The organism is Pseudanabaena sp. FACHB-1998, assembly GCF_014696355.1.
Classification (GTDB): Bacteria; Cyanobacteriota; Cyanobacteriia; order Pseudanabaenales; family Pseudanabaenaceae; genus Pseudanabaena.
In genome coordinates this window covers 1-16069 of the sequence record NZ_JACJQA010000029.1, presented here as the reverse complement: position 1 = coordinate 16069, position 16069 = coordinate 1, and the positions used below count along the sequence as shown (strand labels likewise).

General features: G+C 44.1%; 14 protein-coding genes. 5 read left to right on the top strand and 9 right to left on the bottom strand.

Features of this window, described 5'->3' with window-relative positions; genetic code table 11:
- Positions 1-19 precede the first annotated feature (19 nt).
- The 3 genes from H6F42_RS13050 to H6F42_RS13040 form a co-directional block, all read right to left on the bottom strand.
- Positions 20-1084, bottom strand: coding sequence for a D-alanine--D-alanine ligase family protein (locus H6F42_RS13050; protein ID WP_190399805.1), 1065 nt, complete (start codon positions 1082-1084; stop codon positions 20-22).
- Positions 1085-1224: 140 nt separating this feature from the next.
- The gene (locus H6F42_RS13045) at positions 1225-3867 is read right to left on the bottom strand and encodes an adenylate/guanylate cyclase domain-containing protein (protein WP_190399804.1); all 2643 of its coding nucleotides are present in this window, start codon (positions 3865-3867) and stop codon (positions 1225-1227) included.
- Between the two features lie 236 nt (positions 3868-4103).
- Positions 4104-4652 (bottom strand): shikimate kinase, encoded by a 549-nt coding sequence (locus tag H6F42_RS13040; protein WP_190399803.1) that lies wholly within the window; start codon positions 4650-4652, stop codon positions 4104-4106.
- Between the two features lie 314 nt (positions 4653-4966).
- Here H6F42_RS13040 and H6F42_RS13035 point away from each other — a divergent pair, with 314 nt between their 5' ends.
- Positions 4967-6556, top strand: coding sequence for a DUF697 domain-containing protein (locus H6F42_RS13035; RefSeq protein WP_190399802.1), 1590 nt, complete (start codon positions 4967-4969; stop codon positions 6554-6556).
- Positions 6557-6681: 125 nt separating this feature from the next.
- On the opposite strand, the gene H6F42_RS13030 is transcribed toward H6F42_RS13035, so the two are convergent.
- Positions 6682-6813: a photosystem II reaction center protein Ycf12 gene (locus tag H6F42_RS13030; RefSeq protein WP_190399801.1), complete on the bottom strand. Its 132-nt coding sequence runs from the start codon at positions 6811-6813 to the stop codon at positions 6682-6684.
- A 404-nt stretch (positions 6814-7217) separates the two neighbouring features.
- Between H6F42_RS13030 and H6F42_RS13025 the strand changes: the two genes are divergently transcribed.
- Positions 7218-8111: a tetratricopeptide repeat protein gene (locus tag H6F42_RS13025; protein WP_190399800.1), complete on the top strand. Its 894-nt coding sequence runs from the start codon at positions 7218-7220 to the stop codon at positions 8109-8111.
- Positions 8112-8220: 109 nt separating this feature from the next.
- Here the strand turns inward: H6F42_RS13025 and H6F42_RS13020 are convergent, their stop codons facing one another.
- Positions 8221-9933, bottom strand: a complete 1713-nt coding sequence (locus H6F42_RS13020; protein WP_190399799.1) for an NAD(P)H-quinone oxidoreductase subunit 4 — start codon at positions 9931-9933, stop codon at positions 8221-8223.
- A 360-nt stretch (positions 9934-10293) separates the two neighbouring features.
- Between H6F42_RS13020 and era the strand changes: the two genes are divergently transcribed.
- Positions 10294-11202, top strand: coding sequence for a GTPase Era (gene era, locus H6F42_RS13015; protein ID WP_190399798.1), 909 nt, complete (start codon positions 10294-10296; stop codon positions 11200-11202).
- A gap of 48 nt (positions 11203-11250) precedes the next feature.
- Here era and H6F42_RS13010 read toward each other — a convergent pair whose 3' ends face one another.
- Positions 11251-12174, bottom strand: a complete 924-nt coding sequence (locus H6F42_RS13010) for a CbiQ family ECF transporter T component (protein ID WP_190399834.1) — start codon at positions 12172-12174, stop codon at positions 11251-11253.
- A gap of 286 nt (positions 12175-12460) precedes the next feature.
- Between H6F42_RS13010 and H6F42_RS13005 the strand changes: the two genes are divergently transcribed.
- Both H6F42_RS13005 and H6F42_RS13000 read left to right on the top strand, forming a co-directional pair.
- Positions 12461-13810: a cytochrome P450 gene (locus H6F42_RS13005; protein WP_190399797.1), complete on the top strand. Its 1350-nt coding sequence runs from the start codon at positions 12461-12463 to the stop codon at positions 13808-13810.
- A 179-nt stretch (positions 13811-13989) separates the two neighbouring features.
- The gene (locus H6F42_RS13000; RefSeq protein WP_190399796.1) at positions 13990-14178 is read left to right on the top strand and encodes a hypothetical protein; all 189 of its coding nucleotides are present in this window, start codon (positions 13990-13992) and stop codon (positions 14176-14178) included.
- 254 nt (positions 14179-14432) lie between these two features.
- On the opposite strand, the gene H6F42_RS12995 is transcribed toward H6F42_RS13000, so the two are convergent.
- The 3 genes from H6F42_RS12995 to H6F42_RS12985 are packed head-to-tail and all read right to left on the bottom strand — an operon-like array spanning position 14433 to position 15743.
- A complete protein-coding gene (locus H6F42_RS12995) occupies positions 14433-15017 on the bottom strand; it encodes a Uma2 family endonuclease (protein WP_190399795.1) in 585 nt (194 codons plus the stop codon).
- Positions 15018-15063: 46 nt separating this feature from the next.
- Positions 15064-15411 carry a DUF5615 family PIN-like protein gene (locus H6F42_RS12990; RefSeq protein WP_190399794.1) on the bottom strand — a complete coding sequence of 116 codons (348 nt, stop codon included), beginning with the start codon at positions 15409-15411 and terminating at the stop codon, positions 15064-15066.
- A complete protein-coding gene (locus H6F42_RS12985) occupies positions 15408-15743 on the bottom strand; it encodes a DUF433 domain-containing protein (protein WP_190399793.1) in 336 nt (111 codons plus the stop codon). Before H6F42_RS12985 ends, H6F42_RS12990 begins: the two co-directional genes overlap by 4 nt.
- Positions 15744-16069 lie beyond the last annotated feature (326 nt).

The window sequence follows — 16069 nt, the reverse complement described above, 5'->3', positions numbered from 1 at the left end:
TGCAGTCTCTCTATAATATTCAGCTATATCGTTCTAACGCTAACTCCACCAGTTGATCGCAGAGTTCTGTGAAAGGAATTCCTGAATATTCCCAGAGCTTGGGATACATACTCAACGCGGTAAATCCGGGGAAAGTATTAATCTCATTGATTAATACTGTTCCTGTTGCTTCGACATAGAAGAAATCGACTCTTGCTAAACCAGAACCCGCTACAGTTTGAAAAGCTTTTACCGCCATTGATTTCACGGCTTGGGTTACATGATCAGGTAACAGGCTGGGAATAATCAGATCCGCCTTACCTGCTGTGTACTTAGTTTCATAATCGTAGAAATCGCTAGTGAAAGTAATTTCACCGATCGCTGAGGCTTGGGGCTGCTCGTTACCGAGAACCGCACATTCAATTTCGCGAGCAGTTACGCCTTGCTCGATGATGATGCGTGGATCGTAGCTAGTAGCGCTAGCGATCGCCTCTTTTAACTGTTGGCGATCGCGAACCTTAGAAATCCCCACCGATGAACCGAGATTAGACGGCTTGACAAAGCAAGGGTAACCAAGGGTGGCTTCAATATGCTCACTCCACTCCAGTTCATCCTGTTGCCATTGCCAGCGATTGAGCGCCACATATTTAACCTGCGGCAGCCCAGCATTAGCAAAAATCGCTTTCATGGCGATCTTATCCATACCCACCGATGAGGCAAGTACCCCATTTCCCACATAGGGTTTATGCATGAGTTGCAATAGTCCTTGCACAGTGCCATCTTCACCGTTGGGGCCGTGCAGAACGGGAAACCATAAATCTATTTGCTGTACTTCTGTTGGCAGGAAAAAGGCAGCCTTATTTAGTAACTCTGCATCTGGCAAAGCTTTGCCAGAGTCTAAAACCTGCTTCGATACATCGGGACTCCGCCATGTACCATCTCGCTGAATGTAAAAGGGTTGGACTTGATAACGAGGGTTTTGATAGAGCGCTGAGGCGATCGCTTTTGCCGATGTAATGGAGACATCATGCTCGCCCGACTGTCCACCAAATAACAAACCGACATTAAGGGAAGATTTTGCCTTCAGATCGATCACACCTGTCATTACCTGACACCCTCGTCAAACTGACGTTAAATTTAAGTATTGACTACTTTACCTTAAAGTTATCACTCAGTTAGCGAGGTAGTCCTAGAAAGTATTTATTATATGGTTAGGCTGGGCGGCGCGAAGCGCCGCCCATTACTTTATTTTTCGGTCATTCTCCAGACACCATCCCAATCATCTTCGGGAGGATTGAGAAGGAAGTGCTGACAACGGGTGATATGAATATTGGCAGCCTTGTTATGGCTATCGATTTCTAGGACTTCCGCAAACTCGGCGACGGCTTTACTAAAGCGGCGAGTGAGATAATGCTCCCGTCCAGTATGGTAATGCTCAATGATTTTGGCTTGGGTGCTATCTAGTTTTTCAGACTGCAAGCCGATCAGCTCATAGACACTGACGGGTTGATTTTTGCCCTTAACTTGAATCCGATCAAGCTCCCTCACCCAAAGGCGATCGCCACAAAGTTTGTAGGTCGTTTCGCTAATAATCGCGTCCGTCCCATATTGCTTACTCGCACCCTCGAGGCGGGAGCCAAGGTTTACTCCATCACCGATCGCCGTAAATTCCATGCGCCGAGTAGAACCAATATTGCCACTAATCACCGTATCCGAATTAATCCCAATTCCAATTTTGATTGTTGCCATATCAATCTCTTTTTGGGTAACGGGCTTAAGCTTTTCGAGTCGCTTGACATTAAATTCCCTGAGACGATGACGCATATCCAGAGCAGTTTGTACTGCCATCCATGCATGATCGGGAATGGGTAAGGGTGAGCCGAACACCGCCATAATGGCATCACCGATATACTTATCGAGAGTACCTTTATAATTAAAAACTGCCTCTACCATCGTTTCAAAGTATTCGTTGAGCATCATTACCACATCTTCCGCCGCAAGGGATTCGGTCAGTGTGGTGTAGCTCCGAATATCGGAAAAGAGAACCGAAACTTCTTTGCGATCGCCACCCATTTTGGCATCACCGCCCGCTAAAAGCTGCTCTGCAAGCTCTTGGGTCATGTAGCGATACATCGTACTCTTGAGGCGTTTCTCTTGGCTGATATCTTCCATTACTACCAGTGCACCCCGCACACCCTCACCCTCATCGCCTTCGGACATGGTGTTAATGGAAATATTGATACTATGTTGCGCTCCATCGGTAGAACGCAAAGTTTGGTCGGGATAATATTGCTTGCGACTTTTATCATCATTTCCATCCAAACTCGTGTCAAACCATTTGGAGAAATTTGCAGTTTCTATATTAATCAGTTCATAGACCGATTGCCCTTCTAAGAGTGATTCACCAACTCCTAGCAGGTCATAGGCGCGTTCATTAGCGGCGATAATCTTGCCATGCTTATCGGTGGAGATTACGCCATCGGATAGGCTTCGCAAGATATCCTTCTGCATCTGCTGTTCTTGCTTCACCTTGGCGAACAGTTTGGCATTTTCTAGAGCCACCCCTGCTTGCACGTTGAAGACTTTCATGAATTCTTCATCATTGCTATTAAAGCTTGCTTTGAAGCGATTAGGGGCGGTCGGCCAAGTCATCGGATCGTATTCAGGAAACTCCCCACGCTGAACTTTGTTGACTAGTTGGGTTACGCCAATTAGTTCTTTGTTGGAGTTGTAAATGGGCATACAGAGAAGGCTACAGGTGCGATAGCCATTCGCCTGATCGAATTTTTTGGAGTTATCGGCATCGGGATGATCGTACAGGTCAAAGGGAATATTCAAGACTTCGCCTGTGATGGCTACACGCCCCGCAAAGCCCACGCCCATTGGTACGCGCAATTCTTTAGTTGTGCCATCGTGATTAACAATTTGTGTCCAGAGATCATTGCGATCGCGATCAATTAACCACAACGTACTGCGATCGGCATTCATTAATAGTTTGGCTTCTTCCATTACCTTCTTTAAGGTAGTTTCGAGATCCAAACTTTGTCCGAGGGACATGGCAGCTTTCATCAAGGCATCGGCAGCGCGTTGCTTTTGGGCTGCCGAATAAAAAGCCTGTGAGCTTTCTAAAATTAGCCGCATCGAAGGGGCAAACTGAGCAAATAGGGCTTGGTCTTCTTCGGTAAAGCCGATATTGTCAACCCGATCTTCGAGAGGTAAGGAATTATCGTTAATCCGTAATTTATTAATCAGTTGAACTACCGCCACTAGTTGATCGTTGTCGTTCAATAGGGGCATAGCGAGCATGGTGTAGGTGCGATAGCCTGTGCGCTCAAATTGCTTTTTTGCCTGTGACGATCGCGGATCATCAAAAAAATCGTAGGGAATATTGACGGTGCGCCCGTAGGTGGCGACTTCACCTGCAATGCTGGTCGGCTCAGTAGAAATCCGAATTTCAATGTTTTTGCCGTCTTCGCTGGGTACATTTGTCCAGAGTTGATTTTTATCGGCATCTAATAAAAAAATCGTGGTGCGATCAGCCGATAGGAGTTCGCCAATCTTGCCCCGAATTGCTTGGAGCATTTCATCGAGGATGACATCAAAATCGGTGTTGAGCATACCGAGGGTTTGATTGACGATCCGCAGTCTTTGCTCAACATCATTAACAACTTGGCTAAATTTTTCAGGTGTTAATGGGGCTAGCACGGAGGCAAAGTTTCCGCCTGAAGTTACGGCTAGGGCGCTAGAACTAACCTCAGATTTAGCCGAAAAAGACGAAGCGGGAGCTGGGTTGCTGTGCTTGGCAGATGGAAATTCACTCTCTGCAATCACATCAATCGTAGCGTGGGTGTCTATGGATGGTATGCGAGAAGGGGGTGATTGTGTCATATCAGCACTAAGATTTTCGGTTAGTCCCAACTTTTAGGAGTCTTGATGTCGATCAAAGCACTCTTGTTCCACTTGCACAGTTTTTAATAAGCTTATGCGAAGCCACTTTCAGTCAATCTGAAAGTGGTATCTTAGCATTCCTAAGTTTCCGATCGCAAACTTACAAAGCTTTGCACTTAAACCTATAACAAGAGATTTTTAGAAAGTGTTGCAAACCAACATTTTCTAAAAATCTCTTAGGGTTCTTTTTTAAGGCGATCAAGCTCAATACGGGTCTGGAGCATCTCTAGCAGCCGATCGCTTACTTGCGTAGGAGTTTCGTTAGCATTAACTACGATCGACAGGTCAGCTTGGGCATAGCGATCGCGCCTTTGGTCGTAGAGATCGCGGACGCGCTGTAAAGGATTTTCGGTTTGGAGAAGGGGGCGATGGTCGGATTCAGTTTTGAGGCGATCGTATAAAATCTCGACAGGAACATCGATCCACACCACAATGCCATCGTGTAAATGCGACCAATTTAGCGATCGCAACACGATCCCGCCGCCAGTGGCTACCACTAAACGGGTATATGCCGAAACCTGAGAAAGTACTTGCTGTTCAAGATTACGAAAGGATTCTTCACCATCGTCGGCAAAAATATCAGAAATTGATTTGCCTGCACATTTCTCAATCAAGGGATCGGTATCCACAAAGTTGTAGCTAATTTTTTGAGCGATCGTTTTGCCGACAGTACTTTTGCCAGCCCCCATCATCCCTATCAAAAAAATATTCGTTCCGTTTAGCATTTGCCTTGATATGAAACTAGATATAAAACTAGCATTGAGAATCTACAGATCTCATTATGAAGGTGAATTTGAGGTTTTCAGCATGGCATCCAGCACTTTGCACATTCTTAAAACCCAAATAAATTAAAAAAAGCTTGCGAAGCCAGCTTTTTTTAATTTATTTGAACTATTTATAGGCTTTCCTCTAAATGGTGTGAAGAATCCCCACCCAAAATAGGTGGGGATTCTTCACACCATTTAGCATGGCTATATGGCTATAGTGAATGCTGACAGTTTAAAATGTTCGATATTAAATTTTTAAGAGTACCTTGTGAATGCTTAACTCGCGCTCAGTCTTATCTAGCAAACATTTGCCCAAAAATTTATTTTTAGGCTTAGGGGTTGTCGGGGTTGCGGCGATCGCTAATGCGCTGTTTTCCTTAGAACATGATTGGCATGTGCTGAGCTTAACAACGCTAATGGTTGGGGGGACTTTGCTATTTAGCAACGTGCGTCAGAGTTTTGCCACAGTAATCGATCAACCTGAAGTAATTGATCGCAGCTACCTCTTTAAAGAATTACAAAAAGCTCAAAAAGCGATCGCCAAAATTGCCGAGCCAAGCAAACGTCAATCCTTAAGCACTCAAGCCGAACAAATTACCAGCAATTTACAAAAAAATCATTTTCGGATTGTCATTTTCGGCACTGGCTCCGCAGGCAAGACATCCGTAGTTAACGCTTTATTGGGGCGCAGGGTGGGGAAAACTGCGGCGACCATCGGCACAACTACATCTCAGCAGGAATATGATTTCCAAGGTATTGATTTTTCGCCCGTGGGAATTAATCCCATTCAGGGAGGTGAAAATTTAGATAAAAATCAAGCCCTAAAAATCAAGCGACAGATCTCGCTATTAGATAGCTCTGGAACCCAAGAAATGGGAGCGCTCGGTCAGCAACGGGAACTAGAGGCGATCGCGTTAGCCCAAAACTCTGACCTGATGATCTTTGTAACGGCAGGAGATTTGACTAATACGGAATATCGCGAACTCGATCGCCTTGCGGGATTGGGTAAGCGCGTAATTTTAGCCTTTAATAAGACGGATTTGTATTTGCCAAGCGATCACGCACAGGTATTGCAAAAGCTCAAAGAGCGTACCGAGACATTTCTCGCTGAAGCCGATATTGTGGCGATCGCCGCCCAGCCTAGTCCGATCAAAGTCCGTCAATATGCCAATGCCGATAGCACTGACAATAAAGCCGCAGTTCAAGAATGGTGGGAAGAACTACCGTCTGATATTTCTGCTTTAAAAGAGCGCATCGAAAATATCCTATCGAACGAGTGGGAGGATCTGCTGATTCGCAATACCCAGCTTCAGATTGAGAGACTATTACAGGAAATTAATGGCACGATTAATCAAGAACGCCGCCAAGATGCTGCCACAATTATTAATCGTTACCAATTACTAGCCGCTTCTACGGTGTTTGCCAATCCGATTCCTGCCCTTGATGTGCTAGCGGGAGCCGCCATTAATACGCAAATGTTGATCGATCTTGCCAAGGTCTATGATCGCCCCCTCAATTTTAAGCAAGCGCAACAATTAGCCCTGATCATTGCTCAACAATTACTACAACTAGGTTGCATCGAAATTGCCACCTCGGCGATCGCCTCTTTCTTTAAGGTCAATGCCCTCACCTACGCGATCGGTGGTTCCATGCAAGCCATCACGGCTGCCTACCTCACCCATATTGGCGGCACTAGCTTTGTGGAATACCTAGAACAGCAACCTCAAGGCGCAATCAGTAATAATCCTGCCACAGTCAACGCCATCCAAAATCTTTGTCAAAAAACCTTCAAGGCGCTCCAAGGCGATCGCTTCTTTTTAGATTTCGTTAGCAACATATACAACCGCATCGCCACTGCTTAATCCCAAAACCCAAGAAGCGAGTGGCGGCGCTTCTTGGGTAAGTGACCACAGCAATAAATCTCTCAAGTCCAAAAAACAAAAAGAGAGCGCAATGCGCTCTCTTTTTGTTTTTTGGACTTGAGAGATTACATATCTCCGCCACCAGCCGATAGTAAAAAGATGATAACGGGGCCAGAAATAACGATCAAAGCTAAGCAGGTCAATTGAAAAATTAACTGAAAGTTAATGCTCGAAAAAGCAGAAGTTACAAAGTCCATAGCTGTTTTCTTAAATATGATTAATTAATCAAACAAAATTCTAGCGTTATTCTAGCAATCATCGCTACTCAAAAACGCTGAAAAGCCCAAAAAGTTGAATGGGACTAAGCCCCATTCAACTTTTTGGGCTTCTAATACCAATTCACGAAAGTGATACTCCCTTCCCAAGGCTGAGCTGTGCGGTGCTTTGCGCCGCACAGCTCAGCCTTGGGTTTTAAGGTCTATTTTTAGGCTGGGAAAGGAGTATCACACTTTCGTGAATTAAAAATTAAACCCAGTAAGGTTTTTTAAAACTAAAAATAGCTACGCTATTTTTAGTTTTGGGAGTAAGTCGGATTTGATAAAGAAGCGCTATCATTTGAAATACAATCACACTACATTCACAATTGGTAAGAGTTAGACCTGTGCGTCATCGAATTTGGTTGCTTGCAATTCTCGCTTCTGTCAGCGTTGGAGCCTCTCCATTACGCGCTCAAGCTCTTCTACCCCACACCACAAGAATTAATTTTGGCAATTTAGAAGAGCAAGCGCTCAACTTGGCTAGAGAAGCAGCCCAGCTTGCTCAATTTGAGCAGTATGATTTAGCCTTGCCGCGTGCGCGACTAGCTGCCCAGCTAGCACCCAGAGCATTTCAAACTCAGGGCATTCTCGGCAGTATTTACCTCCGCAAAGAAAAATATCCTGAAGCGATCGCTTCTCTCCAACTTGCGCTCAATCTAAAAAAAGATGAGCCGACGATTTTATTTAGCCTCGGGGCGGCTTATCTTCGTAACAAAAACTATCCTGAAGCGATTAACAATCTCAAAAAGGGGTTAAGCATCGAGCCGAAGGCGGCAACTGCACTGTTTGATTTAGGCAATGCCTACTTTTTGACAAAGCGTTACGAGGAGGCTGTGAATATTTTTAATGATGTGCTGACTCTAGACAACAAGTTTTGGGCAGCTACAAATAACATTGGGCTGGTGGAGTATGAACGGGGCAATGTCGATCAGGCGATCGCTAAGTGGCAAAATTCTCTTAAGCAAGCTGAAAAAATTGAGTTCCTTGCCGCCGAGCCGACCCTCGCCTTAGCAACTGCTTTTTATCGTAAAGGCGATCGCGAAAAGGGTCTGGAACTAGCCGTTAAAGCCATGAAAATCGATCCTCGTTATGGCAAAATTTCCTACCTAGTAGAAAATCTCTGGGGCGATCGCTTAGTTGCGGATGTGCAGGTAGTTTTAGCCCTGCCTCAAGTCAAACAAATCCTCGATGAGAGCGATCTATCAACGCGCCAAGTACCGAGAGTTCGCCGCAATTAAGACAAAAAAAGCGCACCTTAGTGCGCTTCCAAACTCTAAAAAATAAGTGGCGGCGCGAAGCGCCGCCACTTATTTTTTAGAGTTTATGCACTCAGCAAAGCTTAAATTTTTAGAGCTTATTTGCTAAAACCATATTTCCCTTTACTTCAGATAGCAAAGGGGATTTTTGAGCCTTCTTTGCAAGAAGTGGCGAATTTTTAGATTCGGCAAATTGATTATGGGCAAGCCGCATCTGCGTATTAATCGCCACAGTCGTCGCATCATAAATATTGGTCGCCATCTTCGGATAAGCACCGATCGCAATGATTGGTACTAAAAAGCAAACGGCAATAAATACTTCGCGAGGTCGCGCATCACTAAAATCAGCTTCACTAGGCAAAACGCAACTTGTACCGAAACAAACTACATCTTGATTGCCTTGAGACTTGAGGCTGATATCGGAAATATCGCAGGAAGGATTGATATCACAGGTAGGATTGCCCTCACAGGCGTAGAAAATCTGACGCAACATCGAGAGCAAATAAATCGGCGTAAGAATTACACCCACGGCGGCAAGAAATACAGTTACCGTGCGGAAGGTAGAGCTATAGACATCGCTAGAGGTAAGCCCCACAAAGACAGCGATTTCACTAGCAAAACCACTCATTCCGGGAAGAGCAAGGGATGCTAAAGCTCCCACCGTAAATAGGGCGAATACCTTAGGCATGACCTTACCGATATAGCCCATCTCGTTCAACAACATTGTATGGGTGCGATCGTAGGTAACACCCGCGAGGAAGAACAAAACGGAGGCAATCAAGCCGTGCGAAATCATTTGTAGCATTGCCCCACTGATTCCCAAGTCCGTGAAGGATGCAATCCCAATCAGGACAAAGCCCATATGGGAAACCGACGAGAATGCAAGGCGGCGTTTCATATTGGTTTGGGCAAAGGAATTCACAGCCCCGTAAACAATATTGACTACACCTAACATTGCTAATACGGGTGCGAAGTAAACATGAGCATGTTCCAGCAATCCCATATTCAAGCGGATTAATCCATATCCGCCCATTTTAAGTAGCACCCCAGCTAAAATCATCGAAACAGGTGAAGATGCTTCACCGTGGGCATCGGGCAGCCAAGTATGCAACGGAAAAATTGCCAACTTAACACCAAAAGCAATTAACAAACCTGCATAAAGCGGAAGCTCTAGGGCAAGAGGAAATTCCTTAAGGGCTAGCTCCGCAATATCAAAGGTAGGGCTATCGCCGCCATAGAGCGCCATGGCTAAGCCTGCAACCAAGATAAAAATCGAAGCGGCGGCAGTATAAAGTAAGAATTTTGTGGCTGCGTACTGGCGTTTTTGTCCACCCCAAATTGAGACGAGCAGATATACAGGAATCAGTTCTACCTCCCACATGATGAAAAACATCAGGAGATCTTGGGAAACAAATACGCCGATCTGTGCAGAGTACAGCACCAACATGAGGAAGTAGAACAAGCGGGGTTTGATATTAACCTGCCACGCAGCGAAGATGGAGAGCGTTGTAACAAGTCCTGCAAGTAGTACTAAGGGTGCAGAGATGCCATCGACCGAGACCGCCCAACTGAGACCTAACTGGGGTATCCATGTGTACTTTTCCGCGAGTTGGAAGGTTGCACTGCTCGGATCATAGTTTTTCCAGAAGGCGTAGCACATCAAAATAAAATCAGCGATGCCTACACCTAATGCATACCAACGCACAGTTTTGCCTTCTTTGTCTGGCAATATGGGGATTAGTAAGGAAGCTATGAGTGGGAGCAGGACAATCGCGGTAAGCCAAGGAAATTGGTCTAATGTCATGTCAATGAGTCTAAATACTTACCAAGGAGAATGTTAAGTATTGTACTAAACTTTATAAAGTTTTAAGCAAGATTCTTTCTTATGCATAGCATAACGCCTCTGACCAAAAGTAGGCGTTATACCGTTTACTCACTTCCCTCCAAGGATTTGTGCGGTGCGAAGCGGCGCACAAATCCTTAGGGAGATTAGAGCCCAAAACCAGAAGACGAGTTGCGGCGCAACTCGTCTTCTGGTTTTGGGCTCTAACAAAAATGACAACCGCTATAGATAAGCGAAACCATCCAAAATAAGCGTTGGAGTGTCTCAATTTATTGCAGGGTATAATTATTTCCTATCTCAATAAAATGCTCTCCAATAATCATGATTCCAGCATCGGGCGAAGGTTTTAAATCGGGCTTTGTGGCTCTAGTCGGACGACCTAATGTGGGTAAGTCAACTTTGCTCAATGCTCTCATTGGTCAAAAAATAGCGATTACCTCGCCCGTCGCGCAGACTACCCGCAACCGATTACGGGGTATTTTGACTTTACCCGAAGCCCAAATCGTCTTAGTAGATACTCCTGGTATTCATAAGCCTCATCATTTACTGGGGCAAACCATTGTCAGAAATGCGATTGGCGCAATTTCTTCCGTCGATGCCACAGTTTTAGTAGTCGATGGTAGTGTACCGATGGGGACAGGCGATCGCTTTGTGGCGGAAACCATTTTACAGAGCAAGGTTCCGACAATTCTGGGTATCAATAAAATTGATATGCTGGGCGAAAATGCCGAAAATATCATCGCCAGCTACGAAAGCTTTGCCACAGAACATGGATGGCAAGCGGCTCAATTTTCCTCTGTCACGAGCGAAGGCTTAGAAGCTTTACAAGCAATGATGTGCGATCGCCTGCCTCTTGGCCCCTACTATTACCCTCCCGATCTGGTTACCGATCAGCCTGAGCGATTTATTATGGGCGAATTAATTCGTGAGCAGATTCTCTTACTGACCCGTGAAGAAATCCCCCACTCGGTTGCAGTCAGTATTGATCAAGTGGATGAGCAGCCGAAAATCACTAGAGTCATGGCAACTGTCCATGTAGAAAGAGATTCGCAAAAGGGGATTTTGATTGGCAAGAAGGGGCAAATGCTCAAAGAGATTGGCACTCAAGCAAGGCAGCAAATGCAGAAATTAATTATGGGTTCTGTCCATTTAGAAATCTTTGTAAAAGTACAACCTAAATGGCGATCGTCCCGTTTTCAACTATCCGATCTTGGCTATCGCGTGGAATAAGAATTTATATCAAAACAGAAAATGTCGTAGCCATTTTCTGTTTTGATATTACACTTCATTGCCGAGCCAAATTCTTACACCCCATAGCCCCACTAAGAGAATTAAAAAAATAATATCGCGAGGAAATAATTTAAGGGGGTTCCAAATCACAAGATGGGTATTGGGAGTAGTGAAACCACGTACTTGCATCGCGCTAGCAGTTTGTTCGGCACGAATAAATAGATTGTCGATTAATCGCTCTGCTAGAATTAGCCAAATTTGGGTAGTGCGTTTAAAGCCTAATTTCTTCCAATTAATAGAACGGGTACGCATGGCTCTAACCAGATTTTGCACTTCTTCGAGAACTAGCGGGACAAAGCGCAACGCTAAAGTCAGAGTTAAGACAATTTCCACAACAGGAACTTTGAGGAGTTTTAAAGGCGAAAATACGGAGGCGATCGCGGCGGTAATTTCTTCAGGAGCCGTTACTAATAGAAATAGAGTGGGCGCATAGAGATAGGTGAAAATTAAGGTGCAGACTCGTATTCCTAGATCAACGGAACGGCGGGTAACGGTAATGCTTCCTGCTTTCCAAATTACATAGCTATAGGTAGTTGGCTGGGGCAGCTTGATTGTAAGCGGTGGGGTCACCTGCACTTTATCTGGGGCAACATTTATTTCAGGAATGGGGCGACGTGGCTGCACAGTCGCATTAAATCCGTCGGGAGAGATCGTAGCGATCGCGAGGGTCATAAAAGCGAGTAACAACAAAATCCCCATTTGTTGCTTCCAGACCCGCATCGGGATTTTAGAAATAAGGGTCAACACTATCAGAAAAACAGCGATCGCGATCCGCCAGATATAGTTAGCTTGGATTGGCGTTAATAAAAACGTGAGTAATCCAAACAATTTGATGCGTGGATCAAGGCGATGCAACCAAGTAATTGGCTGTTCGAGATAAAGTCCGATAGGCAGCGATCGCAGTATATCCACTATATTCTGATATTTTAATGTTTTTGAGAATTTGGTTAACGCAGTTTCCAATATACAAAGAAAACACACTCGATGGGCAACTAAGAATGAAGAATTAGTTGATTTTTCATTCTTAGTAAGTTTAGTTAATTGGGTAGATGTGGCGCGGGCAAAGCCCACGCCACATCTTGCACTATAAAAAAGGGCACCGCGAAGGGCAGCCCTTTTTTATAGTGCTGCTTTCCCTTTTTATCAATTTTCCGAGATTGAGCAATTACAATATTTGTATAGCCGTTAGCCAGACAATATGCATCAAGCAATCAACCCCATCAATTCCTATTCCCTTTTGCAGCAAGTTAGATGGGTATTTGACCCTGTAGGTTATATGCAAAGTGCGGCTCGGCAATATCCAGATATTTTTACGGCTAGCATTGTTGGTTTTGGGACTTCACTCATATTTGTGAATGATTCCCAATCAATTCAACAGATTTTAACCAGCGATCGCAAACAATTTAGCGCCCCCGGGGAACTAAATGGAATATTAAGACCATTTGTCGGCAATTCATCGATATTTACCATCGAAGGCGATCGCCACAAAAAACGGAGACAGATGGTAATGCCCGCCTTTCATGGCTCGCGAATGCAGAACTATGGACAGCTAATATTTGACCTCACGATCAAAGCTTTAGATAATCTCAAGGCAAGTAGTAGCAATGGAGATTTTATCGTTCGCTCTGTGATGCAGAATGTATCTTTGCAGGTTATTTTACAGACGGTATTCGGCTTACATGAAGGCGCTCGCTTTTCTAAATTGAGTAGCCTTTTATCTGAAATGACCGAGCTGTTCACCTCGCCATTAACTTCTATTGCTCTATTTTTTCCTGCATTACAAAAAGATCTCGGCTCTTGGAGTCCTTGGGGAAAATTTGTGAGGTTGAGAAATCAGATTGATGAGATCATCTATACCGAAATTGCCGAACGCCGCGCTAATCACAATCCTGAGCAAACGGATATTCTGTCAATGCTGCTCTCATCGGTTGATGAAGAAGGAAAAGGCATGTCTGACCAAGAACTTCATGATGAATTAATGGCTTTATTGATTGCAGGGCATGAAACTACAGCTACAGCAGTTACTTGGGCTTTATACTGGATTTATCGCTCCCCTGAAGTCAAAGAGAAGTTATTACAAGAATTAAAATCTGTAAGTGATTCTACGGATTGGATGAGCATTTTCCGATTACCTTATCTGACCGCAGTTTGTAATGAGAGTCTACGCATTCATCCTGTGGCGATGTTGACTTTTCCGCGAATGGTTGAGGAGCCTGTAGAAATATTGGGATATCCCATCGATCCTAAAACAATTGTAATTGGTTGTATTTATCTCTTACATCAACGGGAAGATTTATATCCTAATCCGCACCAATTTCGACCCGAACGATTTTTAGAACGACAATTTTCTCCCTATGAGTTTATGCCCTTTGGCGGCGGTGTGAGGCGCTGTGTTGGCGAAGCCCTCGCCCAATTTGAAATGAAAATAATTCTCGCTACCATTCTTTCCCACTATAATCTGGAACTATCGGAGACAAAGCCTGTCAAACCCAAGCGTCGAGGTGTAACCCTAGCCCCTGCGGGAGGCATCAAAATGTCTTTTGCTTAAGGGCGGATGTGACCGTGGCACTTCTAAACAAACTCCAAAGTGTAATCGTCGTTTGGCAAAGCGATTGCAAGGATCGATAGCAAAAGTTTACCTAGAAGAGAATAGCGGTGCGAAGCACCGCTATTCTCTTCTAGGTAAACTTTTGCTATACAATTACAGAAAATTACAACCTAAATACTATGACCACCCACTTTATTACTGCGGAAATTGAGATTAACGAGAATCAAGAAGCGATCGCTAAAACTGTCGAACAAGAACTAGCTAAACAGGGAGAACCATTACGTTGGGCGATCGCCTCGGTAGAGAATAAGGGTGATGATCGATCTATCAAAACTGCCCATGTAGAAGCAGTGGTAACTCGTAATTAAGTTTAGAGAATGCTTCTTTTTAGGAAATACTGTGAGCTTAGCCTTCTTACAGCAATTACCGATCAGACGAACTACAAGAAATCTTTTGAAAAACTTGCTTTGCAAGTTTTTCAAAAGATTTCTTAGCTTGAGATTGAGCGTAAAGCGTTGGAAGATCGCCTGTCATAGCTTATTGGTCGTCTCCAACCCATGACGTACCAGCGATCGCTTTCTAAACAACACTCCACTCTTACCGATCTAGGATTGCATCATATTCAAAATGATAGCTTTTGAAATAGTTCCGACAATGGCATTGCAAAACCAGCAATAACATCTTCACCATCTAAAGAATCGGATTGCTTGAGTAGGCGATCGGGTTCTTGGGCTGAGCGATAGACTAAAACATAACGCAATTTCAGATTGATCACCCAAACTAAGCGTGAGCCATTCTCGAAATATTCCACAATTTTTTGATCGATTTCAGCGATCGTGTTGTTGGGTGAGAGAACCTCAATCGCTAAGTCAGGTGAGCCATCTAGAAAGCCATCAGGCAATTCAGTTAAGCCTTTTAACTTGTCTCTAGATACAAAGGAAATATCAGGCGATCGCTTGTTACCATTTTTCATCGTGAAGGCTGTGCTAGAGTCGAGAATAATTCCCAGTTCTCTAGGTAAGATGTAATTCATCAGAGCCATAACGAGAAGACTACAAGTATATCCATGTAAGGCTCCTGAATTTCCCATGTCAATTAGTTCTCCATTAACAAGCTCATAACATTTCCCATCTGTTAATGCCATTAGTTCAGCATCTGTCCAGATTTTTTTAGTTGTTGTTGGAGTTGAAAGTGCGATCGGGGACATATAAAACTCCTGATTGCTTAAATGTATTTTGCGTAAATTTCGCTAATCATAAAGGAAGATAGTAGATTTGTCCTTCCAATTCCCCTTCGAGACTACAATCCAAAATGACTAAAAGATCTTCAATTACTCGTCCAATAGGAGCATCAAACGTAACTTCAATAACTCCCGTCATGGGTTGACCTGCGGCAATGCGCTCATAGGCATAGCGGGTTATCGTCGCAACATCATGACTTAAAAGTATACGATTTTCTTGGGCTGCCCACTCTAGTACGGTCGGATCATCCTCTCCTGCTAAGCCAATATCTCGAACACTAACTACGTCAACATCTGGCTTACGGCGGAGCAACCCTCTGATAATTGTGTTATCGAAGTTTTCATCAGCTAGGAACTTCATGAAGCTTGGTCTACCTGACGCGCAATTAATCGATCGCGCAATCCTTGAGGATCAAACCTTGTTTCGTTCATTTTGCGGATGGTTTGCGCTTGATTTTGCCTTTGCTGTAAATATGTTTCGACTTCTTGCTGATGATTGAGGTAAAAGCTAATTATGGTATAGACATCGGCTAGTTTTAGGGATGGATAACGATAAACAATTTCTTCAGCCGTTGCGCCATTCTGAAAGGTTTTGATGACTATATCAAGGGTGACGCGGGTTTTGCCAACGCGCACTACGCCATCGGTGTCGGTTTTGAGTGGAACTGGTTCATCAGTAATTATTAATGTCATAATACTTTTAGGGCTTACTAGTATTTGTATCTCAAAAATTTATTGTAATCTCAAAATTTAATGTTTGCGTTTAGTTTTATGTTGCACAAAAAAACTAGATTGCTACTATCCGTATTGCCTATAATAGTGAATCTCTCAAGGGAGCATCTCAATTAGGCAGTGAGAAAATATACTTAGGAGAATAGAAATAGCCATTGAGATAAGCGCAACGATGTTTCAAAACTTGAGAGACATTTTTTTGGTTCCACTGAGCGCCTGAAATATTGACCCGACGACCAATCTGCTTAATTGTCGATTCAACCGAGCCTGAGCCAATGGTAATCCCC

Bases quoted from the DNA above. Each gene is read 5' to 3' on its own strand.
- H6F42_RS12985 (WP_190399793.1), bottom strand. From the start codon at position 15,743: ATGACATTAATAATTACTGATGAACCAGTTCCACTCAAAACCGACACC.
- H6F42_RS13005 (WP_190399797.1), top strand. From the start codon at position 12,461: ATGCATCAAGCAATCAACCCCATCAATTCCTATTCCCTTTTGCAGCAA.
- H6F42_RS13040 (WP_190399803.1), bottom strand. From the start codon at position 4,652: ATGCTAAACGGAACGAATATTTTTTTGATAGGGATGATGGGGGCTGGC.
- H6F42_RS13045 (WP_190399804.1), bottom strand. From the start codon at position 3,867: ATGACACAATCACCCCCTTCTCGCATACCATCCATAGACACCCACGCT.
- H6F42_RS13020 (WP_190399799.1), bottom strand. From the start codon at position 9,933: ATGACATTAGACCAATTTCCTTGGCTTACCGCGATTGTCCTGCTCCCA.
- H6F42_RS13000 (WP_190399796.1), top strand. From the start codon at position 13,990: ATGACCACCCACTTTATTACTGCGGAAATTGAGATTAACGAGAATCAA.
- H6F42_RS12990 (WP_190399794.1), bottom strand. From the start codon at position 15,411: ATGAAGTTCCTAGCTGATGAAAACTTCGATAACACAATTATCAGAGGG.
- H6F42_RS13035 (WP_190399802.1), top strand. From the start codon at position 4,967: ATGCTTAACTCGCGCTCAGTCTTATCTAGCAAACATTTGCCCAAAAAT.
- H6F42_RS13050 (WP_190399805.1), bottom strand. From the start codon at position 1,084: ATGACAGGTGTGATCGATCTGAAGGCAAAATCTTCCCTTAATGTCGGT.
- H6F42_RS12995 (WP_190399795.1), bottom strand. From the start codon at position 15,017: ATGTCCCCGATCGCACTTTCAACTCCAACAACAACTAAAAAAATCTGG.
- H6F42_RS13030 (WP_190399801.1), bottom strand. From the start codon at position 6,813: ATGGACTTTGTAACTTCTGCTTTTTCGAGCATTAACTTTCAGTTAATT.
- era (WP_190399798.1), top strand. From the start codon at position 10,294: ATGATTCCAGCATCGGGCGAAGGTTTTAAATCGGGCTTTGTGGCTCTA.